Raw genomic sequence first — 26,883 nt, forward strand, 5'->3', positions numbered from 1 at the left:
GACCACGTGGACGACCAGAACATGACCGAAGGGCAACGCCGGCGACGCGCAGACCTCGTCAACGCGTTCAGCCGCCGGGCCTGGCAGCCGAGTGAACGACCCAACGTGGTTCCGCGGCTTCTCGCCGGCGGGGCCGCGCTGGTCGTCGTGGCAGGAGGGGCGGTGGCCGTCGGCGCGCTGACCTCCCAAAGCCACAAGCACCGGACCTCGGCGGCGGCCGACACCGTACCTCCCGGCGCCGGGCGGCAGTCCCCGTCGGGCGTGCCCATCCCCGCCCCGCCGACGCAGACGCCGATACCGACGCCGACGGCCTCCCCGACCAAGAGTGGCGGGCCGAAGGCTTCGAAGAGCGCGAAGCACTCGGCACCCGCGAAGCACTCGGCGTCTTCGGCTCCAGCCCTCCGTCACGCCGAGGTCCGGGCCGCGTCGAACGAAGCGCCGTTGGGAGGTGGGCCGCCGTGGACGACTCTCGTGCTGCACGCCCCGTACACCCTCCAGCCGGGCAAGAGCGTGCGGACGAACCGCATCGCGCTGACCATGGAGACCGGCGGCGACCTCGTGCTGCGCGACAAGAGCAACAACGTCATCTGGTCAACGGGGACGAATCGGCCCGGGGCCCATGCCATTCTCCAGACCGACGGCAATCTGGTCATCTACAGTTCGGGCAACCGGGCGGTCTGGGGCGCGGGATGCTGGGGACACGACAATCCGAGGATGGTCCTGCAGGCCGACGCCAACCTGGTGATCCAGGACAAGAGCGGCAAGCCGATATGGGCGACCGACACTTGGAGATGACCGGGGGCGCGAGCAGCGCCGCGCGCGGTTCTGGCCGTGCCAGTCGTGGTCAGGGAAAGCCCGTGCGCGGCGGGCGGGCGCGGGCCCGTACTCGGCGATGAGATCACGCGTCGCGTCCGGCCTGGAGAAGTGCACCAGCGCACTCGGCAGAAGGCAGGCGGCGGCTGCTCTCCGGCTTGGCCGCTCACTTCAGGGCGTTCGCGGCGAGCCGTAGATCGGTGAAGGCCCGGTCGAGATGGGTGTGCAGGTCGTCGGTGCGATCGGCCCGCCAGCGGCGGATGGCGGTCGAGTAGGTGTCCATGCCCACCTGGGCGCACAGGGCCGCGAGCGGCTCGGCGACGCCGCGGGCCCGCAAGGCGTCGGTGAGCGTCGCGACCAGGGCCGCGCTCTTGGCCAGCGCCCGTTCCTGCAGGGCCGGCGTGGCGGCGATGACCGGCGCCCGCCGCTCGGTGACCGGAAGGTTGCGCTCGATCAGCGGCACCACCTGATGGAACGCGGCCCGCAGAGTGGGTAGCGGTCTGGTGCCGACCGGCACCGCCGTGACCGCGTCGGTCAGCAGGTCCCGTAGCTCCGTCTCGCCGTCGAAGAAGACCTCGCGTTTGTCGGCGAAGTGACGGAAGAAGGTCCGCTCGGTGACGCCGGCGTGGGCGGCGATGTCCCCGGTCGTGGTCTTGTCGTAGCCGCGTTCCAGATACAGGTCGAGCGCGGCCTCCTGCAGCCGCAGCCGCACCGCATCCCTGTTCCGTGGCATGGCTCTGACTCTACCACGAGCCGTCAGTGACTGACGCTACTTGCGTCAGTCACTGACGCAAAGTACCGTCAGTGACCGACACAGATTCGTGTCAGTGACTGACGAAAAGAAGACCACCATGGAACAGCGTTTCACCGGCAAGACGGTCGTCGTCACCGGCGCCAGCTCTGGCATCGGCGACGGCATCGCCCGGAGGTTCGCCGCCGAAGGGGCCAACCTCGTCCTCGCCGCGCGGCGCAAGGACCGGCTGGAGGCCCTCGCGGCCGAGATCGGCATCCACCGCGCACTCCCGGTCCCCACCGACGTCACCAGCCAGGACGACGTACAGGCGATGATCGACGCCGGCGCGGCCCGGTTCGGCGGCATCGACGTCCTGGTCTCCAACGCCGGCGTCGGCCTCGCCAAGGAGTTCGCGGAGACCACGCCGGCGGACTGGCGGCTGGTCATGAGCAGCGACGTCGACAGCTGCTTCTTCGGCGCGCAGGCGGCGCTGCCGTACCTGAAGGAGAGCCGCGGTGGCATCGTCCAGATCGCCTCCGCCTCCGGCCTCGGCGGCGACCGCCGGCTCACCGCCTACAACGCGGCCAAGGGCGCGGTCGTGAACTTCACCCGCGGGCTCGCCTTCGACCTCGGCCAGTTCGGCATCCGGGTGAACACCGTCGCTCCGTCACTGACCGGACCGGAAGAGCTGGCGACGACGCACGCCGACATGATCGAACGCTTCAACCAGCGTCGGGCGCTCGCCGGCTTCAGCACCCCGGCCGACGTCGCCGCCGCGGTCAGCTTCCTGGCCTCGGACGACGCCCGTTTCATCACCGGCACCATCCTGCCCGTCGACGGCGGCATCACCGCCGGCAGCGGCCAGCCCTCCCTCTTCTGAAGGACCCTCCCATGCCTGGAACCAACGACGCGCTCGACTCTGAACTCGCCGCCGCGTTCGCCGCGATGCCCAAGGCCGCGAACGGCACCCTGCTCGAACTCTCCGACATCCCGGGCCTGCGCGCCCGACTCCGCGCGGCACGCGCCCACCTGCCCGCGACCCCGCCCGACCCCCGGGTCACGATCGAGACCCTGCGCATCCCCCGAGACGACCGGACCGAACTCGAGGTGGTCCTGTACCGCCCGGTCGGCGCCACGCAGACCCTCCCGGTCCTGGTCTGGTTCCACGCCGGCGCCCAAGTGCTCGGCGACGACGCCCGCGACGACGACGCGTACCACACCGCCCTGGCCCTGAACCTCGACTGCGTCCTGGCCGCCGTCGTCTACCGGCTCGCCCCGGAGACCCCGGCTCCCGGCGCCGCCGAGGACGGCTACCTCGCCTACAACCACCTCGCCGCACACGCCGCCGAGCACCGGATCGACCCGCACCGGATCGGACTCGCCGGCGCCAGCGGCGGCGGAGCGCCCGCCGCGGCCACCGCACTCATGGTGCGCGACCGGCATGCTCCGCGGCCATGCTCACTGTCCCTGCTCTACCCGATGCTCGACGACCGCCTCGAGACGCCGTCGAGCTCCGAGGCCATCGCCGAGGTCGTCTTCGCCCGCCCGGACATCCGGCTTGCCTGGGCCGCGGTCCTGGGCGACCGGCTCGGCGCGGCCGACGTACACCCGTACTCCGCGCCCGGCCGGGCCACCGACCTCACCGACCTGCCCGACACCTTCGTCGCCGTCGCCCAGTTCGATCTGCTGCGGGACGAGGGCATCGACTTCGCCCGCCGGCTGATCACCGCCTGCGTGCCGGTCGACCTGCACCTCTACGCCCGCGCGTTCCACGCCTGGGACCGCTTCGCGGCCACGTCGACCCTGACCCGCTCGTTCGAGCAGACCTGGCACGCCTTCCTCCGCCGCCACCTGCACGGTTGAGCTGCTACGGGGCTCGGGCGTCGCGTCCCGATCCACGTCGCGCGCACGTTACCGCAGGTCCGCGTCCTTTGAGACGGCTGTTCGCTCCTGCTATGGGAGGCGCCGAACGAATTCCAGGAGCAGGGGGCAGAACGCGGCGGGCTGTTCCCGCGGCGCGAGGTGTCCTGCGGCGGGGATGACCACGGTCTCGCCTGCGTCGAGGTCGTGGGCCAGTCCCTCGCCACCCTCGAAGAAATCAGGCATGTCGTGTTCACCGACGCCGACGAGGACGGGAGTCGTCAGCGTGCGCAGCGCCGCCGCTCCCTCGCCGAGCGGGTCCGCCGCCAGTGACGGCTCGCCGTGGGCGAGTTGTTCGGTCAACCGGCCGCGGAGCACACGAGCCGCGTTCGCGCGTACTTCGCCGGTCGCGCCGGCGGAGGTCCAGGCCTCGACGCCGGCTGTCACGGCTGCGTCCGGAGCGCCGGCGGCGAGCGCCGTCCTTTCGGCGTCCCAGGCGGCTTGCAGACGTGGGGAGGCCGGCTGGTCGTGGGGCCCTGCGAAAGAGCGGCAGGGCCGCCTACCTGGGGCGCCTCATGCCGCGGCGGTCAGTTCGTCGGTCTCCGCGTCGCTGAGCCGCAGGGTCGCCGCCGCCAGGTTCTCCTCCAGGCGCGCGACCTTGGAGGTACCGGGGATGGACAGGACGACCCCGCAGCGGGCAGCAGCCAGGCCGGCGCCGCCATGGCCGGTGATGGTGTGGACTCCGAGGCAGACCCAGCGGTTCCTCGACCGCGCTGAACACCACCGGTTGTATGCGCCGTACCACCTCATCGCGTTCCACTGGCCGTGCATGGAAGCCGCCCTGCCGCCCATCCGCCTCCACGACCTCCGCAGCGGCGCTGCCACCCTGCTCCTAGCCGCCGGACACGACATGAAAATCGTCGCCGCGATTCTCAAACACACTCCCCGCAGTCGTGCCGTTGGCCGCGCACATGGCAGGCCGCGTGTCACTCACCCCGCAGCCTGGTTTCTCGCTGGTGGACGGGCAGACGTTCCGCTGGCGGGTCACCCTGGTCGACACGGCGTACTCGGGGACGCCGAGCGGCTGGTGCTATTACCGGGTCGACAAGAGCGCACCGGAGACCGCGCCCGCGGTGACCTCCTCTGATCTGCAGGACAGCTCGACTGGAGAGCCCAACGACGTGATCGGCCGCGCGGTGACGTTCGCCGTCGCGCCGAACGGGGCGACCGGCATCACTCACTACGAGTACGGGTGGGACTCGGACGCCGCGGCCACCGGAGCGACGGCACCGTCGGTGGCCGCCGACGCCGACGGGAAGGCCACGCTGACGCTCACGGTCCCGTACACGCAGGACATCACCTACCGGCTGTACGTGTTCAGCTTCGACGCGGCGAACAACCGGAGCGTGAGCCCGGGTGTCTTCGAGTTCAAACTCGCGTCCGCGGCCGGACCGGTGGGGCAGTGGACGCTGGACGAGACCAGCGGCCCGGACCTGGCCGACTCCGCCGGCGACGACACCGCGACGCTCACCGGCGGCACCCCGGGTGTGGCCGGGCGCGTCGACCAGGCGCTGCGTCTGACCGGCAACGGTGACCACGCCACCTCTCGTGCGGCCGTGGTGCACACCGACAAGAGCTACACGGTGTCGGTATGGGCGCGGCTCACCGACGACAGCCACTACTCCACTGCGGTGAGTCAGTCCGGGACGAACTTCAGCGGCTTCCAGATCTACTACTCCCCGAACACGAAGAAGTGGACGTTCAACCGGCGGGTGTCCGATGCTTCGGACGCGGCGAACACGCTGGTCCAGGCGGACACGACGGCGACGCTGAACGTCTGGACGCATCTGACCGCCGTCTACGACGCACCGGCCCAGCGGCTGAGCTTCTACGTCAACGGCGCCCGCCAGGCATCGTCTCCGTCGTTCACCACGCCGTGGGACGCGACCGGCCCGCTGGAGATCGGACGGGTGAAGACCAGCGGGGCGTGGGGGACCCGTCTCCCCGAACTGTTCCCGCTCTTCGGCCTCGCCGAAAGGCTTCCCGTTATCGGGTTGCATGCTCTGCCCTACAAGAATGCGTGGCCGTAAGATCTGCATGATGAACATGAGTGCACGAGAACAGGTCGATCAACTCGCTGAAATCGTCGGCTGGACCGGAGGTGGCCATGGTGGGATCGACTGGGAGGTTGTTGAAAAATCCCTCGGGCTTCCTGTTCCACAGGATTTCAAGGAGCTGATCAATAGATTTCCCCCGGGCCGGTTCCAGGGGGCGATCAGGTTGTCGGTACCTGATGACCACGGCAATGGGACCGAGTTGACCGGCGGCCTTAAGTTTGTGCTCGAAGATATGCGACAATGGCGCCAAGACGAACCTGAGCGCTTTCCATTCCCACTGTATCCCGAGAAGGGTGGCGTGGTTCCGTGGGCGTGCGGTTCGCATGGAGAGACGTTCTTCTGGCTTGCGGGCGGCCCGGACCCGGATAAATGGCAGGTCGTCGGTTGTGAATTCTCCGAAATGCGGTGGGAAATATTTCCCATGTCGGCAACGCAGTTCATCACTGGTTATGTTACGGGGAGTTTGAACTCCACGCTATTTGCTGTGAGTGGCATCGAGCGTCCATCCTTCGAGCCTTTCAACTTCGACGACGACGTCGATGATGAAGAAGTCGAGGAAGGTGGGCCTGAGTTTTCCCTTCCGGAGCCCATCCTGTCGCTGTGGCCGCCATCTAATGAAGCGTCTTCGCTGATCTCGGCTGTTGGCCGCGCTCGACGTCGTAAATTCGCGTGGAATGGTGTGGAGAGCAGGCTTTCCGTGCGCCTGCCGTCTGACTACAAAGAACTGATGGATGCGCTAGGAGCCGGAAGCTTCCGAGACCTTCACGTGCCAGCCCCAAATTGGCCGAATCCTGATTATGATCTATTTTCCTTGATTCGGAACACGCGGGAGGCCGCCCATGCTGAAAAGCTGATCCCTTGGGGCTGGACCGATGACGGCCTCACCTTCGTATGGGACGCCGGCGCTGGTGATCCGGATGGCTGGAATGTTTATCTCGCGCAGCCGGGCTTCCTGGCATATCGACTCTTGTTGACCCAAGACCGACGTCTGTCGATGACAGGTGTGGTGGCACGCTACGTGGCGGATCCGCTCAGTATCGCACCGAACGTGGTGAACCCTCTTACGAAGACGGTGGTCGATCCGCGTACCCCGGCCGCTCTACCACCTTTTACTCCCGCCCCGGAATGACGCCCGGCCGGGTTTCGGATCTACGCGGTGGGCGTGCGCGTCACCATCGTGTGTCGGGTGCGGCTACCGGTGATCTTGGGTGCTCGGTGGGTGCTCGTATCGCAACAGTTGCCTCATCTCGCCTCTACCGCGATGTTGGGCACATGTAGCGCTTTTCCGAGGAGGTCGACGCCCAGAGCGGGGGACCGATACGCATGCGGCGCCAGCCGCCGGTGCCGCAGTCATCCTGCGTTCCGCGATGGTGGCGCACAGGTTCAAATCTCCTGCAGGGCGCACAGAATATAGGAACACGGTCTTCCCGGCTTCTGATCGTCGAAGACCAAGTCGTCCTACCAGGGAATCCCCGGAAGTGAGCCTCCGCGCAAGTGACGCCGGTAGCCGCTGCTGGACGAGCCGCGTCAGGTCGGCACCTCGGCGGGGGCCGCGTGTGACAGGGCGCCGAGGTAGCCGCACAGCAACGCCTGCGCGGTGCGGCGGACGTCGTCATCGGTCGGCAGGAAGCCGGGTGAGTGCAGGCGTTCCGAGCCTTCCGTGCCGACGAAGAGCATCGTGGACGGCAGGCGTTCGGAGAAGTAGGAGAAGTCGTCGGCTCCCAGCGACCGCAGGTCGTCCGTCACCCGTAGCCCGCGGTGCCGGAGCTGCCCCGCGATCTCCCGGACCAGCTGCGGGTCGTTCTCCAGGACGGGTTCTCCGTGGGTGATCGTGACCGTGGCCGTGCACGAGTGGGCGCGGGCGATGAACTCCGCGATCTCGGTGATCCGCTCGTGGAGGAGCGTACGGGTCCGTGGGGTGAGAGCCCGGATCGTGCCGGTCGCGCGGGCCCGGCCAGCGATGACGTTGGCCGCGCTGCCCGCCGAGATCGACGAGACCCCCACGACGGCGGAGGACATGGGGTCGACCGACCGGCTGACGATGCTCTGGCACGCCACCACGATCTCCGACATGGCGAGCAGGGCGTCGCTGGTCAGATGGGGATACGCGGCGTGCCCCGACGCGCCGTGGACGATGATCTCGAACTCGTCGGAGGAGGCGTTCACCCCGCCCGGCGTGCAGGCGACCTGGCCCGCGCTCAGCAGGGGCTGTACGTGGGCTCCGATCATGGCGGCGCACTGCTCGGTTCCAAGCACCCCATGATCGACGATGTCCCGCGCGCCCGACGGGTACGTCTCCTCCCTCGGTTGGAGGACGACCAGGAGCGGTGCCGGCGGCTCGCTTTCCGTCAGCGCCCTGGCCACCGCGATCACGGCGGCCAAGTGCACGTCGTGGCCGCACGCGTGCATGGCCTCCGGCCGGACCGACGCCCATGGCACGCCGGTCGCCTCCGCGACGGGCAGGGCGTCCAGCTCGCCCCGGATGCCGATGGCGGGGCCGGAGGGGCCGATGCGGACCACGGCTCCGGTCTCGGCCACTTTGACGACCGACGTCGCGGAGGGCAGTGCCGCCAGTACGACCTCCCTGGTCATGGACTCGTCGCCGGACAGGTCGGGTTCGCGATGGATGGCGCGCCGCAGTTCGAGGGCGTCCGGCAGATGACGGTCGAGCGCGGCCCAGATCTCCGCGTGCTCAGTCATCGGACAGCCCGTACAGACGCTGGGCGTTGGTCCGGCCGATCATGGTCGCGACGCGAACGGCGTCGGACTCGGACCACTCCCTCTCGGCGACCCAGCGCGTCAGGGTACGGGTCATGCCCGCGCGCCACAGCACGGCGCCCAGGTAGTGCAGCTCGGGTGGTCCCCAGGCGTCTGAGGAGTAGAGGATCTTGGCGAACGGCGCGAGTTCGAGGCTCTCCGCGACGACGGCGGCCGCCGCGGCGCCGGAGTAGTTGAGAGCGAGCCCGACGTCGAAGTACACGTGCGGGAAGGCGTGCGCGAGGAAGCCGGCGCCCCGGTGGAACGGATAGCAGTGCAGGAGCACGATGTCCGTGCCGCTCGACTCGACGGCCTTTATCCATGGGGCCAGGAGCAAGGGGTCGCTCCGGCGCAAATCCAGGTCAGGGTCGCCGAAACCGGCATGGACCTGCAGGGGAAGGCCAGCGTCAACGCCGGCCCACAGGATCATTCGCAGCAGCACGGGATCGGTCACGCGGGGCGGCGAATCGTCGTTCAGGGTGCCCAGCCAGCGGGCCGCCGCCTGGGCCACCTCTGGGCCGGACGGGCGGGCAGGGTCGATGTCGAAGCCGTGGCGGTACGCCACGACGGATTTCAGGCCGACGGCGGAGGCCGCGGCGTCGGCCAGTGCGGTGCGGAAGTCCCGCTCCAGCCCCGCCGCCGTGCTCCCGGGCGCGATGTCCTCCAGCACGGTTTCGAGCCGTACGACCTCGGAGACCCTGGTACGGGTCAGGTCGGCCAGTTCCGCGAGCGGGGTGAGCCGGTCGCCCATGAAGCCGGTGTCGACGAGCCAGTGGCCGGTGCCGCTGCCCGTCAGGAACACCTGGGTGAGCTCGGCCGGCGTACGCGACGCGCGGACCCGCCAGTACTCGTCGGGAGACGCGTGCTGCGCCGCGCCGAGCAGGGGTGCGCAGTGCCGCCGGATGGCGAAGCCGACCTGGGAGTCGAATGTCGTCGTACCCGCGGGGATCGGGCGGTCGGACTCGGTGATCAGCGTCTCGAACTCCTGCCTCGTGACGGGCACGCACAACGAGGAGTGGACGTGATGATCGACCAGCCGCAGGGCGTCGATCCGGTGGACGAGGTCAGTGGACATCGGCCACCCGCGCGCACATACGCCTGTCGTCCAGGCCCTCCACCGCGGCCAGTTCCGCCCGCTTGACCGAGCAGTGCGTGTGCAGCAGCTCCGGGGAGAACCAGCCGGAGACGACGTCGTCCTTCTCCAGCTCGGCGAGGGCCTCCGCGAGGCCGCCGGGAAGCGAGGGCACGGACCCGAGGCTGGACTCCTCCATCTCCTCGGGCCAGATGTGTGGTTCGTCGTAGTCGGCGGCAATGCCGCGCAGCCCGGCGCGTACGAGGACGCCGAGCGTCAGCCACGGATTCGCGGTCGCGTCCGCCGCGCGGTACTCCAGGTTGAACTGGTTCGCCGGGACACCGCCCCCGACCGTGCTCGTCGGGCAGATGCGCAGCAGCGCCTCGCGGTTCCGTTCGGCGAGGAAGATGCCGGCAGTGCTCCAGCGGTGCGGCGCCAGGCGCAGGTACGAGGAGGGGCTGCAGGCGGTGATCGCGACTAGCGCGCGGGCATGGGCGAGGATGCCCGCGGCGAACCTGGCGCCCAGGGAGGACAGGTTCGCGGTACGACCCGGCTCGTACAGGACGGGCCGGCCGGTCTCGGCGTCGCGCAGCGAGAGATGCACGTGTACGCCGTTTCCACTGCCGTCCGGATCGACCAGGGGGGCGAACGTGACGCGCCGGCCGTGCCGGGCGGCGAGGTCCCGGATGAGCTCCTTGAGCAGAACCGCACGATCGGCGGCGACGAGACCCGAGGCCGGGCGCAGCGTGATCTCGAACTGGTCGGCGCCGAACTCGGGCAGCCAGTTCTCGGGCTCTAGGCCCACCCGGGTCAGGAGGTCGACGAGCTCAGTGCCGAACGGCTCGGCGCCGCGGAAGCGGCCGAAGGAGAACGGCGCGCTGTCCGGGAGGTCCGGGAGCATGAACTCGTGCTCGAACGAGGCCACGAGCTCCAGACCGGTGACCTGCGTGAGCTCGTCCAACGCGGTCCGGGCGAACGACCGCGGGCAGCTGTGCCACGCGGATCCGTCCGGCAGGGTCTGGTCGGCGAGATAGAGATGCGTGCCGGGCGATCCGCCGTACGGGGGGATCTCTACGCCGGTGGTCTCATCGGGCATCAGCTTCAGATCCCCGGTCGAGCCGAACACGTTAGGCGCGATGTCGCCGAAGGCGGTCAGTGCCAGATCGGCCGGAACCCAGCCGACGCCGTTCCGCAGGACGCGCTCCAGCGCGTCGCCGGGTACGGCGCGGCCGCGCGTGTGGCCCGACAAGTCGTTGGTTGCCACGAACACCGTGGTGGAAGCACTCATGATCTACCTCGTCGGTCTGGCCTCGCGTCCCACACGCTCAGGGGATGGGAGATCGCGCGGGCGGGGCGGCGAACCTACCGGAGCCGTAAGAGTGTCACAAGAATTTCATAGACAGTCAATGCTGCACGACTTGAAATCTTGATTTCAGCAGCCCTGTCCGGCGTCGGCCGCCCGGCGGGCGGCCTGGCACCGCGGTTCCACCGCCTGCGGGGACGGCATCTCTGTTTCACAGGTTTATATCTTAGCTATTGCCGTAAGGGAAATTTCAGTCTACGGTTGCTGGCACTCGGCAGCCCCAGGAGCATTTCGGCAGGTCGGAGGCGACCTCGGGCGGTAAGAAGGGGCAGAGCCAGCGCAAACGGGTCCCCCTCGATCCACAGCTGAAGGCGCCGGACAGGTAAGTGGAAGGGAAGTGCAGTGGCATCCAAAGTGCGGTTCAACAACCTCGCTGAGGCCGAGCGCCTCGCCAAGCGCAAGCTTCCCCGGGCGGTATGGCTCGCGGTGAAGGCAGGCAACGAACAGGGCTGGACCCTCAGGGAGAACATTCAGGCCTTCAACGAACTGGGCTTCTCACCGACGATCTTTGACCGCCCCACCTCGTTCGACACGAAGACGACGATCCTGGGCATCGACATCGACTTCCCCGTCGTCGTCTCGCCGGTGGGCGCACAGGCGATCCATCCCGACGGCGAGGTCGGCGTGGCCAGGGCGGCGGCACGCGCCGGCACCGCGACGGGCCTCAGCTCCTGGGCCGCCGACTCGGTCCAGGACGTGGTCCAGGCCAACCCGAACACCATCTTCCAGCTCTACTGGGTGGGCACCCGGGACCAGATCGAGAAGCGCGTCGAGGCCGCACGCGCGGCGGGCGCCAAGGCCCTCATCGTGACCCTGGACTGGTCGCACACGCCGCGCCGCGACTGGGGCGTCCCGCCCTCGCCGCCGAGCCGGCTCGACCTCGCGACGATGGTGAAGCTGGCGCCGGAGGCCCTCTCGCGCCCGGTGTGGTTCGGCAACTACCTGCGTCGCGGCCGTATCCCCGAGCTGAAGGTGCCGAACCTGTTCGGCGCCGGCGGACAGGTCCCGTACTTCGGTGCGGCATGGGCCGACTTCGAGGCCACGCCGCCGCCGACGTGGGACGACGTGAAGTGGCTGCGCGAGCTGTGGGGTGGCCCGTTCATGGTCAAGGGCGTCAACACCATCAAGGACGCCAAGCTCTGCGTCGACCTCGGCGCGGACGCCATCTCGCTGTCCAACCACGGCGGCAACAACATCGACGGCAGCCCCTCGCCGCTGCGTTATCTCCCCTCCATCCTGGACGCGTTGAACGGTCAGATCGACGTCATGGTCGACGGCGGAATCCGCCGCGGCTCCGACGTGGTCAAGGCGCTGGCGCTCGGCGCGAAGGCCGTCTTCGCCGGCCGCGCCCTCCTCTACGGCCTCGCGGTCGGGGGCGAAGAGGGCGCCTACAAGGCCCTCACGATCCTGAGGGACGGGATCCGAGAGACCATGTACGGAATAGGCCGGGCGAACATCCATGATCTCGATCGCGCCGACCTCATGGTCCTCAACAGCGACTTCTTCGTCCCACCGGCCGCCTGAGGCCATCCACAACTCCCGCCGAAGAGAACGGTCTACCCCCATGCCTCGCATCATCGTCGTGGGAGCCGGCAGCGCCGGATGCGTCGTCGCGGCGAGACTCACCGAGAACGCCGACGACCACGTCACCTTGCTCGAGTCGGGCCCCGACAGGGCGGGAACCGACACCGCCCGGACTCTCGCATCGGTCAACTGGATCGACGCCATGGGCGTGCCCGAGGCGTTCCACACGGACCTCCTGGCCACCCGGCTGGCCGGCGACGAACTCCGCCAGTACCACCGTGGCCGCGGCGTCGGCGGGTCGGCCTCCGTCAACGCCATGCTCGCGCTGCCCGGCCTGCCGCACGACTACGACGGGTGGGCGCGACGTTACGGGCTCGACGAGTGGACCTGGGCGGAGGTACGGCCCTGGTTCGACCGGTTGAAGGCGGACCTGGTCGCGTCGGATCGGGCCGCCTTCACCTCGATCGACGGCGCCCTCGTCGACGCGGCCGAGGCATTCGGGCTGCCGAGCGACGTCGACACCTACACGCCCGACGACGGCGGCGGCGCGCTGTGGCGCAACGCGACCGACGGCGCGCGGCGCTCCAGCCTCGAGACCTACCTCGACCCCGCCCGCGGCCGGCCAAACCTCCTCATCCGGGCGGACAGCAAGGTGGACCGCCTCGTTCTGCACGGCCGATCGGTCACCGGAGTGCTGCTGACCGACGGCACCCGGCTGGACGCCGACGAGGTCGTCCTCTGCGCCGGCACCTTCGAGACGCCCGCAATCCTCATGCGCACCGAGGCCTACGAACGGCCAGGGCTCGGCCAGGGCCTGCAGGACCACCCCGCCGCGTCGGTGTTCCTGTCGCTGAAGCCTGAGTTCCGCGCCGCCGCTCCCGGCGCGCCCTGCATCGGCGCGGTCCTGCGGCTCTCCTCGAGCGTCGGCACCGGCGACATCCACCTGCTCCCCATGCACGGCGCGCTGGGCGAGACGAATCCGGCGCACCACGCACTGGTCATGGCCGCGGTCATGAGCGTCACTTCGACGGGCGAGGTACGACTGAACCCCGACGACCCCCAGGGACCGCCCGTGATCGAGGAGCGGATGCTGGCCACTGAGCACGACCGTACCGCTATGCGCGAGGCCATCGCCTGCCTGGAGAAGGCCCTGGCCGCGAAGCCGTTCGCCGACCTGATCGCCGACGCGTTCGTCGACGCCTCGGGCACCCCCCTCGCGGCGTTGCACGATGACGACTTCTACCGGCGGTGGTTGCGGAACTCGGTCGGCGACTACTTCCACGCGGTGGGCACCGCCCGAATGGGGTCCCCCGACGATCCCGGCGCGGTCGTCGACCAGCGGGGCCGGGTGCACGGACTGCGTCACGTCCGAGTCATGGACGCGTCGATCATGCCCGAAGTACCCAGCGCGAACACCCATCTGCCGGTCGTGATGATCGCGGAGCGGCTGAGCGCCGCCCTGCGCGCGGACCTGGCAACCTCTCCCAGCACCGACACGCGACAAGGAGCCGAAGATGCCGGCAACCTTCGATGAGACGGCCCAGTCGACCACGTGGGACCGGGCCCGCGAAGTGGTGCCCCGCGGGGTCTCCTCCGGGCACCGCGTCGGGTGGCGACAGGTCCTGGTGAAGGCGTCCGGCGCCTACGTCTGGGACGAAGACGGGAACCGGTACACCGACTACCTCAACGCCTGGGGCCCGATCGTGCTGGGCCACTGCGACCGTCGTGTCAACGAGGCGGTCTTCCAGGCCGTGAACACCTGCGACCTTACCGGGGTCGGACCGCAGCGCGGCGAGTACGAACTGGCGGAAAAGATCTGCGAGGTCATGCCCTCGGCGCAGAAGGTCGCTTTCTGCACCTCCGGCACCGACGCCACCATGCACGCCGTCCACGTCGCCCGTGCGGCGACCGGGCGGCTCAAGGTGCTGAAGTTCCACGGGTCCTACCACGGCTGGAACGATCATGTCGCGGTGGGCTCCTCCCGCGCCGACCTCACCACGACGTCGGCGCTGAACACCCCCAACGGGGGCGGGCTGCACCCCGCGGTCGTCGGGGACGTCGTGGTCGTGGAGTGGAACGACTTCGACGGCCTGCGCGCCGCCTTCGCCGAGCACGGGGACGCGCTCGCCGCCGCTTTCGCCGAGGGCTACGTGCACAGTTTCGGCTGCGTCGCGGCCAAGCCCGGCTTCCTCGAACTCCTGCGTGAGCTCTGCACCGCCAACGGCGTCGTGCTGGTGTTCGACGAGGTGAAGACCGGCTTCCGCGCGGCGATCGGCGGCTACCAGTCGATCTGTGGCATCACCCCCGACCTGACGGCCTTCGGCAAGGCGATCGCCAACGGCTACTCCCTGGCCGGGCTCGCCGGCTCCGACGACCTCATGGGCCACCTCGGCGCCTACACCAAGGACGAGGCCACCATCGACGGGACGTACAACGCCTCGCCGTACGCCCTTGCAGCGGCGAACAAGACCCTCGAGATCATGGAAAGCGACGACGTGTTCACCACGCTCCACGCCCGGGGCGCGCGAATGCGCGAAGGCATCCAGCAGGCGATCGATGAGGCCGGCGCGGTGGCCACGGTGACGGGCCTCGGCTCGGAGTGGTGCGTGTACTTCCGCGACGAAGCGCCCGCGAACTTCCGCGAGGCCATGCAGTCCGACGGCGAGCGGTATGCGCGTTACCACGCGTCCCTGCTGGCCCAGGGCGTCCTGGAGCCCGCCTTCCCCACGGGCGACCGTCGGCTCAACGCCGCCACGAGCGAGGCGGACGTCGAGAAGACCCTCGAGTGCGTCCGCAGGGCGCTGCGCGCCGCAGCCGACTGATCCAGACAAACCAGCTGGTCAACGACTCATTTCACTTTAGGTAGGACACATGTTCAGTTCAGCGCGCTCGAAAACAGGACGCAGAGTCGCTGTCGCGGCGGCGGCCGTCCTCTCCGCGGCCCTGGTCGCGGGGTGTTCCTCGGGGGCCTCCGGCTCGGAGTCGAAGAAGGAGGTCGTCATCGGGTTCGCGCTCTCCCAGAGCGGCAACATGGCGCCCTTCGACGTCGAGCCGGGCAAGGCCGCGATGCTCCGCGTCGACGAGATCAACGCCGCCGGCGGCGTCAACGGAAAGAAGATCAAGACCATCTCCGAGGACGTGCGCTCGGACCCGAACACGGTCGGAACTGCGGTGACCGACCTGATCGCCAAGGGCGTCAACCTCCTGGTGCTGCCCTGTGACTTCGATCTGAGCGCTCCGGGGGCCACGGCGGCGCAGAGCGCGAAGATCCCCGCGATCTCCATCTGCGCTGGCGACCCGAAGATGGCGAACACCACCACCCTGGGCGACTACGTGTTCTCCGCGAACGCCGGTAGTGACGTCGAGGGCGCGACCGGCGCCGCATGGGCGGCCCAGCGCGGGTGGAAGAAGGCCTACCTGCTGCAGGACCAGAGCATTGAGTACACCAAGTCCGCCGGAAAGTACTTCGAGGCGCAGTTCAAGAGCCTGGGCGGCAGCATCGTCGGGTCCGACTCCTTCCCTGGCGGAGACAACGTCGACGTCAGTAGCCAGATCCTCCGCCTGAAGCGGGCCAGCCCACAGCCGGACTTCGTCTACGTGGCGAGCTGGAACCCGGGCGGCGCGACCGCGATCCGGCAGTTGCACCAGGCGGGCATCCAGACGCCGATCGTCGGACCGGCCGCCCTGGACGGCAAGTCGCTGCTGAACAGCGTCGGCAGCACCGCCAAGGACATCTACTACACGGCCTTCGCCTGCTACGCGTACTGCTCCGGCCAGAAGTCCCCCACGCTCGACAAGTTCGCGAAGGACTACACGAGCAAGTACGGCGCCCAGCCGTCGTCGAGCTACGCGTTGCTCGGCTACAACATGGTCAGCGCCATCAGCGAGGCGCTCGCCCACGCATCGTCGCTGAGCGGCCCCGACGTGCGCGCGGCTCTCGTCGACTCCCAGCCCCTGACCACGCCGGTCGGACAGGTCAAGTACTTCTCCAAGACCTGCCACAAGATCATCGACATGCCGCTCACCGTGGTCGGTGTCGACAGCGGCAAGATGACCTACGTCGGGCAGCAGCGGGCCAAGTCCCTGCCGAAGCTCGGCGACAACAACTCCTGCGCGGGCTGACATGGGTACCGCAACCGCCCGCCGGCCGTCCGTGCTGCGGATGGCCGGTGGGGGCGTTCACTTCGACGGCCTAAAAGCCGTCGACGACGTCTCCATCGAGGTCCGCAGCGGGCAGGTCGTCGGCCTCATCGGACCCAACGGCTCAGGCAAGACGACCACGCTGAACCTCCTCAGCGGGATGCTCAGGGCGTCCGCCGGAACCATCCGCCTGGACGACGTCGACCTGACCTCGATGTCGATGCGCAAGCGGGTCCGCCTGGGTGTGGTGCGGACCTTCCAGAGCGGCCGGGTGTTCGCCCGCCTGACCGTCCTGGAGAACGTCGAGGCCGCGGCGCTGGGGTCGGGGCTCGGCCGGAGGAGGGCCCGGGCGCTCGCCGCGGGGATCATCGACGAGCTGGGACTCCGGCCGGACGCGGACCGCCGCGCTGAGAGCCTCACCGCCGGGCGCATCCGCATCACGGCCATCGCACGCGCGCTCGCCTGCCGGCCGCGCTTCCTGCTCCTCGACGAACCGGCGGCGGGACAGAACGAGTCCGAGGCGGTCTCGCTGATCCGCTCCATCCGGGGTTTCGCCCAGGACCGGGACTGCGGCGTCCTCCTCGTCGAACACGACATGGCGGTCGTGATGCAGACCTGCGACCACCTGCACGTCCTGGACAGCGGGCGGACCGTCGCCGAGGGAGCGCCGGCCGACGTTCGTCGCGACCCGCGCGTGATCGAGATCTACTTCGGGAAGCGGCATTGACATGCTCCTGGACATCGACAACGCCTACATCCAGTACGGGCCGTCCGTCATGGCCGTACAGGGCGCCTCGCTACAGGTCGCAGAGGGCGAGCTCGTCTCGCTGATCGGACAGAACGGTGCGGGGAAGAGCACCCTGCTCAAGGCCGTGATGGGAGTCGTGCCCCTCCACTCCGGAGCGATCACGTTCGACGGCTCACCCACCGACGCCCGGTCGTTCTCCACAGTCCGGCAGCGGATCTCGTACGTGCCGGAAGACCGGGGCATCTTCACCAAGCTGACCGTGGGCGAGAACCTGAGGCTCGGCGGGGTGACCCGCCGGGACAAGAAGGCCCTCGCCGCCGACATCGAGCGCGAGCTGGAGCGGTTCCCCGTCCTGAGGAAGTACTGGGGCAAGACGGCCGGTCTGCTGTCGGGCGGCGAGCAGCAGCAACTCGCCATCGCCCGCGCCCTCCTGCTCCGCCCCCGGCTGCTCCTCCTGGACGAGCCCACACTGGGACTGGCGCCCATCATCGTGGACCTGATCTTCGACGTGGTCGTGCGGCTGCGCGAGGAGGGCATGACGATCCTCCTCGTCGAACAGAACGCCGTACGCGCCCTGGAAGTGTCCGACCGCACGTACGTCGTGCAAGCACCCGGTCGCGTGCTCGGCTGCGGCTCCGCCGCCGAGCTGGGGAAGCTGCCCGCCGTCGTGGACTATCTCGGTTTCTCTCCGTCCGACGTCAGGGGAAACAGCCATGTCCGTTGACTTCCTGGTGGCCATGGTCGGGCTGGGCGCCCTGTACGCCCTGCTCACCATCGGCGTCGCGCTGCTCTTCGGCATCCTCGGCCTGATGAACTTCGCGTACGGCGAGATCATCATGGCCGCGGCGTTCGCGATGTACCTCTTCCAGCACAGCCCGTGGCCTGTCGCGGTCGCCATGGCGCTGGTCTTCGCGGTGGTGGTGGCCCTGCTCAGCGAGCGGCTGGCGTTCTTCCGCCTGCGAGACGCCGATCCGGTGACCCTGATGATCGCCTCCTTCGCCGTCAGCCTGGCCGTGCAGAGTGTGGCGCGCATGACCGTGCTCCCTCGCGCGCAGGGCGTCTCGCCGAAAAGCTTCCTGACCCGTCATCTCGACCTGCTCGGGGCCTCGGTGAGCGTACGGGAGCTGCTGACGCTCGCGCTGTGTGGCGGCGCGCTCGCCGCGGTCGCGCTGCTGCTCGGCCGCACCGGCCTCGGCATCCAGCTGCGGGCGGCGGCTGAGAACTTCCAGATGGCCAAGTGCCTGGGGGTCCGCGCCAACTTGGTCATCCCCTGCGCCTTCGTCGTGGTCGGCGTGCTGGCCGCGATCAGCTCCATCGTGCTGGTGTGGCGGCAGGGCTCGGTCTCGGCCGACATGGGGCTCCAGCCCATGCTCATCGGCGTCGTCGGGGCCGTCGTCGGCGGGATGAGCAACCTGCGCGGCGCCGCCCTCGGCGGGTTCCTCCTCGGGGCCGCGACCACACTGCTGGAGACGGTCCTGCCGGCGAACCTCATCGCCTTCCGCGACTCCTTTCTCTTCACCACGGTCATCCTCGTGCTGATCGTCCGTCCGCAAGGCCTGCTCTCGGGAGCGAAGGTGCGTGTGTCATGAAGATGTTCGCCTCGTCGTCGCGGTCGGCGCAGACCCCGATCCTGCTGGTCTGTCTCGGCCTGCTGACCGCCCTCGTCGGCGCCACCGCGGGCCTCACCGTTGGCCGGGTGGCGATGGTCACGCTAATCTCGCTGGTCTTCGTCATCGGGCAGTCGACGTTCACCGGGAACTCCGGGGTGATGTCGTTCGGGCACGTCGCGTTCATGGCCATCGGCGCCTACACGACCGCGTACCTGACCATCCCCGTGCCGCTCAAGGGAGTGCTGTTCGCCGAGCTGCCGCACAGCCTGCGCTTCCTGGCGCACGTGCACGCGCCCTTCATCCCGGCCGTGCTCCTCAGCGGCCTCGCGGCCCTGGTGCTCGGCCTGGTCACCGCACCGGTCGTGGCGCGGTTGAGCGGGCTGCAGTCCGGGATCGCGACGCTGGCCCTCCTGGTGGTCGTCTACAACGTGCTCAACAGCTGGACCGCCGTGACGCGCGGCTCATCCAGCATGATCGGCATCCCGCGGAACACGACGACGTGGCTCGCGTTCGCGTTCGTCGTCGCGGCCGTCATCGTGTCCTGGGCGTACAAGAAGTCGCGCAGCGGGCTGCAGTTGCAGGCGTCGCGGGAGGACTACTGGGCGGCGGTGGCGTCCGGGGTCGCCGTGGGGCGGCACCGGGCGGTCGCCTGGATCCTCAGCGCCTTCCTGTGCGGCGTCTCCGGTTCGCTGTACGCCGGGTTCCTGATGTCGTTCAACGTCAACGCGTTCTTCCTCAGCGCCACGTTCGCCTTCACCGTGATGATCGTGATCGGCGGTTACCTCTCGCTCAGCGGAGCGGTGGTGGGCGCGGTGGCGGTGAGCGTCCTGCAGGAGTTCCTGCGGCGCCTCCAGGACGGCGAGTTCACCGGCGGGAGCGCGCTGCCGGCAGGCCTGGCCGACCTGCTCCTGGCGGCCGTCCTGCTGATCGTGCTGATCAAGGCGCCGCTCGGCCTGATGGGCGTCCGCGAGCTTCGGCTTCCGGGCCGCCGGAGGAGTCAGCGCGCCGAGGCCGCGAAGGGCGCGGCCGGCGCGGAGGGCGAGGTGCGAGCGCCGGTCTGAGCCTGCGGGCCGCTCACTCGTGTTCGATGGACGCCTCGACGAGTTCGAGGCGTTCCTTTCCGGCAGGTCCGAGCGATTCGGCGACGCCTGCCACGATGCTCTCGGTCAGTGCCATGGCCGCGACGAGCGAGTCGAACGGAGACGCGGACTCCACGCGTACGGGCAGGACCACTTTGGCGGACTTGGCGATCGGCGACAGCCAGTTGTCGGTCATGAGGCACACGGTGGCCCCGCGGTCGGCCATCTCCTGGGCCAGCCGCAGGCTGCCCTCGCTGTAGCGGCGGTAGTCGTACATCAGGAACACTGTGTCGGCGCCCGCCTCGACGATCGTGCGTCGCCGGTCGATCTCGCCGGAGCCGACGAGCTGTACGCCGTCGCGCAGGAGCCAGAGGTGGATCACCAGGTACTCCGCGACCAGCCCGCTGAACCGGCCGCCCGCGACCCGGATGTCGCGGCCCGGGTCGCAGAGCATCTTGACCAGAGTGGTGAACTCCGACTCGGGGATCTCCTGGTAGCTCGTCTCGAGCATGGCGGCGAAGGCCTGGTGGGTCTCGGGCAGGATGCCCTTGCCGGAGCCGCGAGCCTTCTGCGCGTACTGCTTGAGGGGCGAACCGAGTTCGCCGTTCAGCTCGTGGACCAGCGCCCGCTGGAACGCCGGGAATCCGCCGAAGCCGAGGCGGGTGACGAACCGGACCACCGTCGGCGGGCTGACGCCGGCGCTCGCGGCGAGATCGGAGACCGTGGTGAGCCCGGCGGCGGGGTACTGTGCCAGCAACGCCCTCGCGACCTTGCGCTCGCCGTTGCTGAGCTCGTCCATCGTGGTGAGCAGCAGCTTGCGAACCGACGCGTACTCGCCAGCGACCATGTCCATGTTTCAAGGTTAGCAAGATCTGTCATTGCCTGAAATATTTGTTACATGATTCGCGGCACCCGCGCACGACGTCAGGACATGTGCGGATACGCGTAAGACGTCGCCGGCACGAACGTCTCCTTGATCGACCGGGGACTGGTCCAGCGCAGGAGGTTGGCGGCGGAGCCGGCCTTGTCGTTCGTGCCCGACCCGCGCGCGCCGCCGAAGGGCTGCTGGCCCACCACCGCCCCGGTCGGCTTGTCGTTGACGTAGAAATTGCCGGCGGCGAACCGCAGGCGCTCGGACGCCTCGGCGATCACGTTGCGGTCGGTGGCCATGACCGAGCCCGTCAGCGCGTACGGCGAGGCGGAGTCGATCAGCTCGAAGACGCCGTCGTAGTCGTCGTCCTCGTAGACGTGCACCGCGAGGATGGGGCCGAAGTACTCGGTGCCGAACGCCTCGTGGCCGGGGTCGGCGATCTCGAGGACGGTGGGGCGGACGAAGTATCCCTCGCCGTCGTCGTAGGTCCCGCCAGCGAGGACCGTCACCCGCGCGTCCGTGCGCACCGCATCGATGACCTCCTTGAGGCGGTCGAACGCACGCCGGTCGATTACGGCGCCGATGAAGTTGCCGAAGTCCCGCACGTCGCCCTGGGAGAGCTCACCGGTCTGGCGTACCAGCTCGTCCTTGATCTTGTCCCAGACGCTTCGCGCGACGTAGGCCCGCGAGGCCGCGGAGCACTTCTGCCCCTGGTACTCGAAGGCGCCCCGGACCAGCGCGGTGATCAGGGAGGCGGGCTCGGCCGAGGGCGCGGCGAGGACGAAGTCCTTTCCGCCCGTCTCGCCGACCAGCCTCGGATAGCCGCGATAGCCGCCGATGTTGGCGCCGACCTCGCGCCAGAGGTGCTGGAACGTCGCGGTCGAGCCGGTGAAGTGGATGCCCGCCAGGTCGGGGTCGCCCAATGCGACCTCGGACACCGCGAGACCATCGCCGGTGACCATGTTGATCACGCCCGGCGGAAGGCCGGCCTCGGTCAGCAGGTCCATGGTCAGGCTCGCGGCGAGCTGCTGTGTCGGGGACGGCTTCCACACGACGGTGTTGCCCATGAGGGCCGGCGCGGTGGGCAGGTTCCCGGCGATGGCGGTGAAGTTGAACGGGGTGATCGCGTAGACGAACCCCTCCAGCGGCCGGTAGTCGGTGCGGTTCCACACGCCGGCGTCGTTCGCCACCGGCTGCTCGGTCAGGACGCGCCGCGCGAAGTGCACGTTGAAGCGCCAGAAGTCGATCAGCTCGCACGCGGCGTCGATCTCGGCCTGGTGGCTGGTCTTCGACTGGCCCAGCATCGTGGCCGCCACGAGACGAGCCCGCCACGGCCCGGACAGCAGCTCCGCGGCCTTGAGGAGGATCGCCGCCCGCTCGTCGAACGGGAGGGCCCGCCACGCCGGCGCCGCCCGTTTCGCTGCGCGGGCTGCCGCACGTGCGTCATCGGCCGTGGCGTTGCGCAGCACGCCCAGGACCTCGCCGTGTGCGTGCGGCTGTCGCACCTCGACCGGAGCGCCCGCGCCGGCCACCCGCTCGCCGTCGATGACGTGGGTCAGCTCGCGCGGTGCCGCGGCGAGCTCGGCCAGGGCCGCCTCTAGTCGGCCGCGCTCCGGGCTGCCCGGCGCGTAGCCGAGGACCGGTTCGTTGGCCGGCGCGGGAACGTTGGTGATGGCGTCCATGGGCTGGCCTCTCGGGTTGCGAAACGATCCTTGTGTGAAACGGAGATTACATGATAGCCATGGCCATCAGAAAGTGAATCTCTAGTTTCGTACATATTCGGAGGGCTAGGCATGAACCGGACTCGTCGGGAGTGGACGGCATGAGCACGGCAGATCTTGTCGGCACGACCCAGGCCGGCACCGCCTCGGCCGCGCACATCGAGCAGACCGAACGCCACGCCGCGCACAACTACCATCCGCTGCCGATCGTGCTCGCGTCGGGCGACGGCGCCTGGGTGACCGACGTCGAGGGCCGCCGCTACCTCGACTGCCTCGCCGGCTACTCGGCGCTGAACTTCGGACACCGCCTGCCGCGGCTGATCGAGCGCGCCCGCGAGCAGCTCGACCGCCTGACCCTCACCAGCCGGGCCTTCTACAACGACCAGCTCGGTCCCTTCGCGCAAGCCCTGGCCGAACTCACCGGCAAAGATCAGGTGCTGCCGATGAACAGCGGTGCGGAGGCGGTGGAGACCGCGATCAAGGTCAGCCGCAAGTGGGGCTACCTAGTCAAGGGTGTCGAGCCCGGCAAGGCTCGCATCGTGACGATGCGCGGCAACTTCCACGGCCGTACCACCACGATCATCGGCTTCTCCGACGACGAGGTCGCCACCGACGACTACGGGCCGTTCACCCCCGGATTCGTCTCCGTCCCGTACGGCGACGTACGGGCCGTCGCCGACGTCCTCGACGACACCGTCGTGGCGGTGCTGTTCGAACCCGTACAGGGCGAGGGCGGTGTTGTACTGCCCCCGCCAGGCTTCCTACGCGACCTGCGCGTCCTCTGTACGGAGCGGAACGTCCTGATGGTCGCCGACGAGATCCAGTCCGGCCTGGCACGCACCGGGCGCACCTTCGCCTGTGACCACGAGAACGTGGTCCCCGACATCTACGTCCTCGGCAAGGCGCTGGGCGGCGGGCTCTATCCGGTCTCGGCCATCGCCGCGGACGACGACGTGCTCGGCACGGTGCGCCCCGGGACGCACGGATCGACCTTCGGTGGCAACCCGCTGGCCGCCGCGATCGGCCACGAGGTCGTCCAGATGCTGAAGACCGGGGAGTTTCAGGAACGCGCCCGCGTCCTCGGCGAACGCCTCGCGAGCCGGCTCGGCGCGCTGGTCGGACAGGGGGTGCTCGCGGTTCGCGTCCGTGGCCTGTGGGCCGGCGTCGACATCGACCCCGCGCTCATGACCGGCCGCGAGGTCTGCGAGGAGCTGATGGAACGCGGGATCCTGGCCAAGGACACCCACGGCTCCACCGTGCGCTTCGCACCCCCGCTCGTGGCGACCGAGGCTGACGTCGACCTGCTCGTCAGCGCCCTAGAAGACGTCGTCGTCACTCGCCTCCACAGGTCACGGCGCTGACGGGCGAGAGCGATCAGCCGACGGTGTGCTCCGGGTGGCCCAGGTGGTCCAGTACGAAGCGCAGGCGCGCGTGCGGGTCGGAACGGGCACTTCCCGAAGACGCGCTCGAACAACTGAATACCGGCCTCGCGGCCGTCGTCGGCACCTACGCCCGCGCCGAGGCCGGCGTCCGCATCGACCTCGCCACAGCCCTTCTCGTCCAGGGCGAGCGAGGCCCAGCCGAAGAACACCTACGCACCGAAGCGGCACCTCGGTCCAGGACGCGCCGTCCCAGTGCTCGGCGAACGGTACGCCTCTGCTCGCGCGGAGCTGACCGCCCACGGCCCAGGCGTCATCCGGTGACAGGGCGGTGACGTCGGCGACGGAGCGGCTGTCGGGCCCGGAGGCACCGCCGAGCAGTAGCGAGATCGCGCCGATGGCAACCGTAGGACGCCGCACTGAACCTCATTTGTGGTAGTGGATATGCGGTTCGGTCCGATGTCGCCGCGCGTCAAGTTGGCCATTGCCGATCGGAGCTGATCGGTTTTAGTTGGTGCCGACGAAATATTGACTGGATTAATTGGGTGTCGCGCTTGCGTTCCAGGCGTCGGTGAAGTTTTGGCGGTATTGGTCGTGGACTTGAGGGTTTTCGATCTTGAGGAGAGCTTCATCGTTGTAGCGAAGGCCGTCGATGGTGTAGTTGGGGCTTCCGGTGAAGACGACCTTGTCATCGGGGATGTTGAAGTAGTTGCCTTCGATGAGTAGGTATTTGGAGTGGAGGTACATGGATTGGCGGTTGCCGTCAGGGTCGTTTTAGTGGGCATTGGAGTTGCGGAGTTCGGGTGCTCCGCCTGCGCCGCCTGGTTGGGTGAGCTGCGTTTTTACACCGTCGTCCAAGCGGGCCAGGTTGTACACAATGGGCCAGAGTGGGGCGAGCACCTCGACTCTCTTGGATATGCTCCGGGGAGAGCGATCTCACCGGATAGTATTCCCGATGGATTTACAGATGGCGGCTTTCCTGTGGAGCTTAAGCCTGATACGAGGAGCGGTATCAAGGCTGGCACAAGGCAGCTCCGACGGTACATGAACGAGATGGGCGTCGACTACGGCGAGCTCTGGACGTACACTCAGACTCCAGATGGAGTCTCATTTCGTCTGGCGGCTATGCCAAAGAGTCCCTACAGGTGGTTTAAGTGGTGATTCGGAGTTGACCAAGCCGATGAGTGCCTCCGAGATTCTCGGAGGCGCGATGGAATCGGGCATCATTCCCGAAGTCGCCGAGATATCAAGGCGTGGTGATGTTAAATGGACGCAGGGTGAGCTATCTTATGTAACATGGATCTCCAAGGGGCCTGAAGGTTTCTTGACCTGGAGCGTCAATGTTGGTGACGCTAAATTCTTCGATGCTTTGAAGCCTTATGGAGGAATGTCTGTCAGGGTTCGGGCCATAAGTGAAGGCGTACTTTCCTGGCCACTCAAGGGAGAACGTGAGTCATTGCTGCTTTGCCTTGATGAAATGCGTCACGGGATCGAATTTGTCCGCGATCGGGCCGATCTTGCGTCGCTTCTTGCGGAGGAGTCTGATGTGGTTCGCGGCGCAGCATATGCATGGCAGCCGGCCGCCAGCTACCCCGCAAGGTTGGTTCAATCGCTTGTCCTGGCGAGCGATATAAATGCTAACGACCTAATTGATTGTATAGTCAATAAAATGTCGAGCGATGTGCTCATTCTGCCGAATGGGAATCGACTTGAGATTCGAAAATCGGCGGCATACTGGGCTAAGCAGTATTCCAAGGTCCTTGGCTTTGAGATCCCTTTGCCTCCTTGAATCCGTTTCATCCTCTGGCGGAGGGCTGCTGGTCACAGCGTGATCGCGATGCCCGGTTCGGGCCGTGACGCAGAGAAGCTGCCGGTAGATGGGCTGATCACCACAACCAACACCGATTACAACCAGGAGCTTCGGTGTTGTTCTGCCGTGCCGCCGTCGATTTGTCGCGTTCAACGCTGAACTACGTCGTGGGACTGATCCGCCGGCACCACAAGAAAATCGGATCGCCACGGCGGCTGCTCGACCCCGGCCGACAAGCCTGCTCGTCCTGGTCTACCTGCGTAAAGACGAGACGTTTCCGAGATCAGCGCGGGATTTGTGGTCTCGGCCACGACGGCCTGGCGGTACGTGGAAGAGACCGTGATGCTGCTGTCGGCGCGTTCGCCCAAACTCACCCAGGCGATACGCAAGGCCAAGCGGGACGGGCTGACCCACGTGATCCTCGACGGGACACTCATCCACACCGACCGGGTCAAGGCCGACCGGCCCTACTTCTCCGGCAAGCATCGCGTGCACGGCATAAACGTACAGGTCATCGCCAGCCCGGACGGGACCATCCTGTGGACCTCCGGAGCACTGCCCGGCAAGACCCACGATCTGACCGCCGCCCGGATCTGGGGCATCTTGCGCGAACTGGAGTAGGCCAGCGTCCTCATGGCAGACAAGGGATACCAAGGGGCCGAGGCCACCGTCGTGATCACCCGATGACGACAACTGAAGTGAAGGCGGACGCCGCAGTGACTGAGTCCGGCAAGCCGGCCAAGAGCAAGGGCGCCGAGAAGTCCGGTACTGATCTGGTCGATCAGCTAGTAGCCCAGGGCCCGCGCGGAGGGCTTGGAACTGTCCGGTGAGGGCGGTCTGCCGCAGCAACTGACCAAGCGGGTGCTGGAGTCGGCGCTGGAAGGTGAGATCACCGACCACCTCGGCTATGACAAGCACGATCCGGCCGGTAAGGACAGCGCCAACTCCCGCAACGGGCACCGGTCCAAGACCGTGACCACCGACATCGGGCCGGTCCAGATCGACGTGCCCCGCGATCGAGACGGCAGCTTCGAGCCGCAGATCGTCCGCAAGCGACAGCGTCGGCTGACCGGGGTGGATGAGATGGTCGCTGTCGCTGTCTGTCAAGGGCCTGACGCACGGGGAGATCTCCGCGTACCTGGCCGAGGTCTATGGCGCGAGCGTGTCCAAGCAGACCATCTCCACCATCACCGACAAGGTCATCGATGGGATGACCGAATGGCAGCTTCCACCCCAGCCCCGTAATCACCGCAACTCAAATGTCCGGCCTTCCCTATCCCCGGGTC

25 protein-coding genes and 2 pseudogenes are annotated in these 26,883 nt (G+C 68.2%); 18 read left to right on the forward strand and 9 right to left on the reverse strand.

Annotated features, from left to right (window positions below; all coding sequences use genetic code 11):
- The first annotated feature begins 6 nt into the window (after positions 1-6).
- On the forward strand, positions 7-795 hold the full coding sequence (locus QSK37_RS41345; protein WP_285632436.1) for a hypothetical protein: 789 nt from the start codon (positions 7-9) through the stop codon (positions 793-795).
- A 184-nt stretch (positions 796-979) separates the two neighbouring features.
- On the opposite strand, the gene QSK37_RS41350 is transcribed toward QSK37_RS41345, so the two are convergent.
- Positions 980-1,546 (reverse strand): TetR/AcrR family transcriptional regulator, encoded by a 567-nt coding sequence (locus tag QSK37_RS41350; protein WP_285632439.1) that lies wholly within the window; start codon positions 1,544-1,546, stop codon positions 980-982.
- A gap of 94 nt (positions 1,547-1,640) precedes the next feature.
- Here QSK37_RS41350 and budC point away from each other — a divergent pair, with 94 nt between their 5' ends.
- On the forward strand, positions 1,641-2,426 hold the full coding sequence (budC, locus tag QSK37_RS41355) for a meso-2,3-butanediol dehydrogenase (RefSeq protein WP_285632442.1): 786 nt from the start codon (positions 1,641-1,643) through the stop codon (positions 2,424-2,426).
- 11 nt (positions 2,427-2,437) lie between these two features.
- Positions 2,438-3,409, forward strand: a complete 972-nt coding sequence (locus QSK37_RS41360; RefSeq protein ID WP_285632445.1) for an alpha/beta hydrolase fold domain-containing protein — start codon at positions 2,438-2,440, stop codon at positions 3,407-3,409.
- Between the two features lie 90 nt (positions 3,410-3,499).
- Here QSK37_RS41360 and QSK37_RS41365 read toward each other — a convergent pair whose 3' ends face one another.
- Both QSK37_RS41365 and QSK37_RS41370 read right to left on the reverse strand, forming a co-directional pair.
- Positions 3,500-3,853 carry an alpha/beta fold hydrolase gene (locus tag QSK37_RS41365; RefSeq protein WP_285632449.1) on the reverse strand — a complete coding sequence of 118 codons (354 nt, stop codon included), beginning with the start codon at positions 3,851-3,853 and terminating at the stop codon, positions 3,500-3,502.
- Positions 3,854-3,979: 126 nt separating this feature from the next.
- Positions 3,980-4,237: a hypothetical protein gene (locus QSK37_RS41370; protein ID WP_285632452.1), complete on the reverse strand. Its 258-nt coding sequence runs from the start codon at positions 4,235-4,237 to the stop codon at positions 3,980-3,982.
- 152 nt (positions 4,238-4,389) lie between these two features.
- Between QSK37_RS41370 and QSK37_RS41380 the strand changes: the two genes are divergently transcribed.
- Positions 4,390-5,496: a LamG domain-containing protein gene (locus tag QSK37_RS41380; RefSeq protein ID WP_285632454.1), complete on the forward strand. Its 1,107-nt coding sequence runs from the start codon at positions 4,390-4,392 to the stop codon at positions 5,494-5,496.
- A gap of 10 nt (positions 5,497-5,506) precedes the next feature.
- Positions 5,507-6,652: an SMI1/KNR4 family protein gene (locus QSK37_RS41385; protein ID WP_285632457.1), complete on the forward strand. Its 1,146-nt coding sequence runs from the start codon at positions 5,507-5,509 to the stop codon at positions 6,650-6,652.
- A gap of 398 nt (positions 6,653-7,050) precedes the next feature.
- Here QSK37_RS41385 and QSK37_RS41390 read toward each other — a convergent pair whose 3' ends face one another.
- The 3 genes from QSK37_RS41390 to QSK37_RS41400 are packed head-to-tail and all read right to left on the reverse strand — an operon-like array spanning position 7,051 to position 10,640.
- Positions 7,051-8,223, reverse strand: coding sequence for a M20 metallopeptidase family protein (locus tag QSK37_RS41390; RefSeq protein WP_285632460.1), 1,173 nt, complete (start codon positions 8,221-8,223; stop codon positions 7,051-7,053).
- Positions 8,216-9,355, reverse strand: a complete 1,140-nt coding sequence (locus tag QSK37_RS41395; RefSeq protein ID WP_285632463.1) for an amidohydrolase family protein — start codon at positions 9,353-9,355, stop codon at positions 8,216-8,218. Before QSK37_RS41395 ends, QSK37_RS41390 begins: the two co-directional genes overlap by 8 nt.
- Positions 9,345-10,640 (reverse strand): type I glutamate--ammonia ligase, encoded by a 1,296-nt coding sequence (locus QSK37_RS41400; RefSeq protein ID WP_285632466.1) that lies wholly within the window; start codon positions 10,638-10,640, stop codon positions 9,345-9,347. Before QSK37_RS41400 ends, QSK37_RS41395 begins: the two co-directional genes overlap by 11 nt.
- 417 nt (positions 10,641-11,057) lie before the next feature.
- Between QSK37_RS41400 and mftD the strand changes: the two genes are divergently transcribed.
- From mftD to QSK37_RS41440, 8 genes are read left to right on the forward strand one after another with little or no spacing between them, the layout of a single operon-like run.
- The gene (gene mftD, locus QSK37_RS41405) at positions 11,058-12,239 is read left to right on the forward strand and encodes a pre-mycofactocin synthase MftD (protein WP_285632469.1); all 1,182 of its coding nucleotides are present in this window, start codon (positions 11,058-11,060) and stop codon (positions 12,237-12,239) included.
- Positions 12,240-12,279: 40 nt separating this feature from the next.
- Complete coding sequence (locus QSK37_RS41410; protein ID WP_285632472.1) at positions 12,280-13,773, forward strand: GMC family oxidoreductase; 1,494 nt, start codon at positions 12,280-12,282, stop codon at positions 13,771-13,773.
- A complete protein-coding gene (locus QSK37_RS41415) occupies positions 13,754-15,061 on the forward strand; it encodes an aspartate aminotransferase family protein (protein WP_285632474.1) in 1,308 nt (435 codons plus the stop codon). The genes QSK37_RS41410 and QSK37_RS41415 overlap by 20 nt, the downstream gene beginning before the upstream one ends.
- Before the next feature lie 49 nt (positions 15,062-15,110).
- Complete coding sequence (locus QSK37_RS41420; protein ID WP_285632477.1) at positions 15,111-16,361, forward strand: ABC transporter substrate-binding protein; 1,251 nt, start codon at positions 15,111-15,113, stop codon at positions 16,359-16,361.
- A 1-nt stretch (position 16,362) separates the two neighbouring features.
- Positions 16,363-17,106, forward strand: a complete 744-nt coding sequence (locus QSK37_RS41425; protein ID WP_285632480.1) for an ABC transporter ATP-binding protein — start codon at positions 16,363-16,365, stop codon at positions 17,104-17,106.
- A gap of 1 nt (position 17,107) precedes the next feature.
- On the forward strand, positions 17,108-17,851 hold the full coding sequence (locus QSK37_RS41430; protein WP_285632482.1) for an ABC transporter ATP-binding protein: 744 nt from the start codon (positions 17,108-17,110) through the stop codon (positions 17,849-17,851).
- Positions 17,841-18,716, forward strand: coding sequence for a branched-chain amino acid ABC transporter permease (locus QSK37_RS41435; RefSeq protein WP_285632485.1), 876 nt, complete (start codon positions 17,841-17,843; stop codon positions 18,714-18,716). Before QSK37_RS41430 ends, QSK37_RS41435 begins: the two co-directional genes overlap by 11 nt.
- Positions 18,713-19,798 (forward strand): branched-chain amino acid ABC transporter permease, encoded by a 1,086-nt coding sequence (locus QSK37_RS41440; protein ID WP_285632487.1) that lies wholly within the window; start codon positions 18,713-18,715, stop codon positions 19,796-19,798. The genes QSK37_RS41435 and QSK37_RS41440 overlap by 4 nt, the downstream gene beginning before the upstream one ends.
- Before the next feature lie 13 nt (positions 19,799-19,811).
- Here the strand turns inward: QSK37_RS41440 and QSK37_RS41445 are convergent, their stop codons facing one another.
- Positions 19,812-20,669, reverse strand: coding sequence for a MurR/RpiR family transcriptional regulator (locus QSK37_RS41445; protein WP_285632490.1), 858 nt, complete (start codon positions 20,667-20,669; stop codon positions 19,812-19,814).
- Between the two features lie 71 nt (positions 20,670-20,740).
- Positions 20,741-22,369: an L-glutamate gamma-semialdehyde dehydrogenase gene (pruA, locus tag QSK37_RS41450; RefSeq protein ID WP_285632493.1), complete on the reverse strand. Its 1,629-nt coding sequence runs from the start codon at positions 22,367-22,369 to the stop codon at positions 20,741-20,743.
- Between the two features lie 140 nt (positions 22,370-22,509).
- Between pruA and rocD the strand changes: the two genes are divergently transcribed.
- Positions 22,510-23,769 (forward strand): ornithine--oxo-acid transaminase, encoded by a 1,260-nt coding sequence (gene rocD, locus QSK37_RS41455; RefSeq protein WP_285632496.1) that lies wholly within the window; start codon positions 22,510-22,512, stop codon positions 23,767-23,769.
- A gap of 555 nt (positions 23,770-24,324) precedes the next feature.
- Here the strand turns inward: rocD and QSK37_RS41460 are convergent.
- Positions 24,325-24,534 carry a phospholipase D-like domain-containing protein gene (locus QSK37_RS41460; protein WP_285632499.1) on the reverse strand — a complete coding sequence of 70 codons (210 nt, stop codon included), beginning with the start codon at positions 24,532-24,534 and terminating at the stop codon, positions 24,325-24,327.
- Between the two features lie 3 nt (positions 24,535-24,537).
- Here QSK37_RS41460 and QSK37_RS41465 point away from each other — a divergent pair, with 3 nt between their 5' ends.
- From QSK37_RS41465 to QSK37_RS41480, 4 genes and pseudogenes are all read left to right on the forward strand, one after another.
- A complete protein-coding gene (locus QSK37_RS41465; RefSeq protein ID WP_285632502.1) occupies positions 24,538-24,948 on the forward strand; it encodes a hypothetical protein in 411 nt (136 codons plus the stop codon).
- A 7-nt stretch (positions 24,949-24,955) separates the two neighbouring features.
- Positions 24,956-25,576 carry a hypothetical protein gene (locus QSK37_RS41470; protein WP_285632505.1) on the forward strand — a complete coding sequence of 207 codons (621 nt, stop codon included), beginning with the start codon at positions 24,956-24,958 and terminating at the stop codon, positions 25,574-25,576.
- Between the two features lie 134 nt (positions 25,577-25,710).
- Positions 25,711-26,215, forward strand: a pseudogene (locus QSK37_RS41475) (transposase family protein); the annotation flags it as partial.
- Between the two features lie 195 nt (positions 26,216-26,410).
- Positions 26,411-26,831 (forward strand): annotated as a pseudogene (locus QSK37_RS41480) (transposase); the annotation flags it as partial.
- Between the last annotated feature and the right edge of the window lie 52 nt (positions 26,832-26,883).

This window comes from Actinoallomurus iriomotensis (assembly GCF_030269445.1).
Taxonomy (GTDB): domain Bacteria; phylum Actinomycetota; class Actinomycetes; order Streptosporangiales; family Streptosporangiaceae; genus Actinoallomurus; species Actinoallomurus iriomotensis.

Excerpts from the sequence above, each read along its gene's own strand:
- QSK37_RS41400 (WP_285632466.1), bottom strand. The coding sequence starts at position 10,640 with ATGAGTGCTTCCACCACGGTGTTCGTGGCAACCAACGACTTGTCGGGC.
- QSK37_RS41440 (WP_285632487.1), top strand. The coding sequence starts at position 18,713 with ATGAAGATGTTCGCCTCGTCGTCGCGGTCGGCGCAGACCCCGATCCTG.
- QSK37_RS41425 (WP_285632480.1), top strand. The coding sequence starts at position 16,363 with ATGGGTACCGCAACCGCCCGCCGGCCGTCCGTGCTGCGGATGGCCGGT.
- QSK37_RS41370 (WP_285632452.1), bottom strand. The coding sequence starts at position 4,237 with ATGCACGGCCAGTGGAACGCGATGAGGTGGTACGGCGCATACAACCGG.
- QSK37_RS41430 (WP_285632482.1), top strand. The coding sequence starts at position 17,108 with ATGCTCCTGGACATCGACAACGCCTACATCCAGTACGGGCCGTCCGTC.
- QSK37_RS41410 (WP_285632472.1), top strand. The coding sequence starts at position 12,280 with ATGCCTCGCATCATCGTCGTGGGAGCCGGCAGCGCCGGATGCGTCGTC.
- QSK37_RS41360 (WP_285632445.1), top strand. The coding sequence starts at position 2,438 with ATGCCTGGAACCAACGACGCGCTCGACTCTGAACTCGCCGCCGCGTTC.
- QSK37_RS41395 (WP_285632463.1), bottom strand. The coding sequence starts at position 9,355 with ATGTCCACTGACCTCGTCCACCGGATCGACGCCCTGCGGCTGGTCGAT.
- rocD (WP_285632496.1), top strand. The coding sequence starts at position 22,510 with ATGAGCACGGCAGATCTTGTCGGCACGACCCAGGCCGGCACCGCCTCG.
- QSK37_RS41385 (WP_285632457.1), top strand. The coding sequence starts at position 5,507 with ATGAACATGAGTGCACGAGAACAGGTCGATCAACTCGCTGAAATCGTC.
- QSK37_RS41415 (WP_285632474.1), top strand. The coding sequence starts at position 13,754 with ATGCCGGCAACCTTCGATGAGACGGCCCAGTCGACCACGTGGGACCGG.
- QSK37_RS41460 (WP_285632499.1), bottom strand. The coding sequence starts at position 24,534 with ATGTACCTCCACTCCAAATACCTACTCATCGAAGGCAACTACTTCAAC.
- QSK37_RS41390 (WP_285632460.1), bottom strand. The coding sequence starts at position 8,223 with ATGACTGAGCACGCGGAGATCTGGGCCGCGCTCGACCGTCATCTGCCG.
- QSK37_RS41435 (WP_285632485.1), top strand. The coding sequence starts at position 17,841 with ATGTCCGTTGACTTCCTGGTGGCCATGGTCGGGCTGGGCGCCCTGTAC.
- QSK37_RS41350 (WP_285632439.1), bottom strand. The coding sequence starts at position 1,546 with ATGCCACGGAACAGGGATGCGGTGCGGCTGCGGCTGCAGGAGGCCGCG.
- QSK37_RS41445 (WP_285632490.1), bottom strand. The coding sequence starts at position 20,669 with ATGGACATGGTCGCTGGCGAGTACGCGTCGGTTCGCAAGCTGCTGCTC.
- QSK37_RS41420 (WP_285632477.1), top strand. The coding sequence starts at position 15,111 with ATGTTCAGTTCAGCGCGCTCGAAAACAGGACGCAGAGTCGCTGTCGCG.
- pruA (WP_285632493.1), bottom strand. The coding sequence starts at position 22,369 with ATGGACGCCATCACCAACGTTCCCGCGCCGGCCAACGAACCGGTCCTC.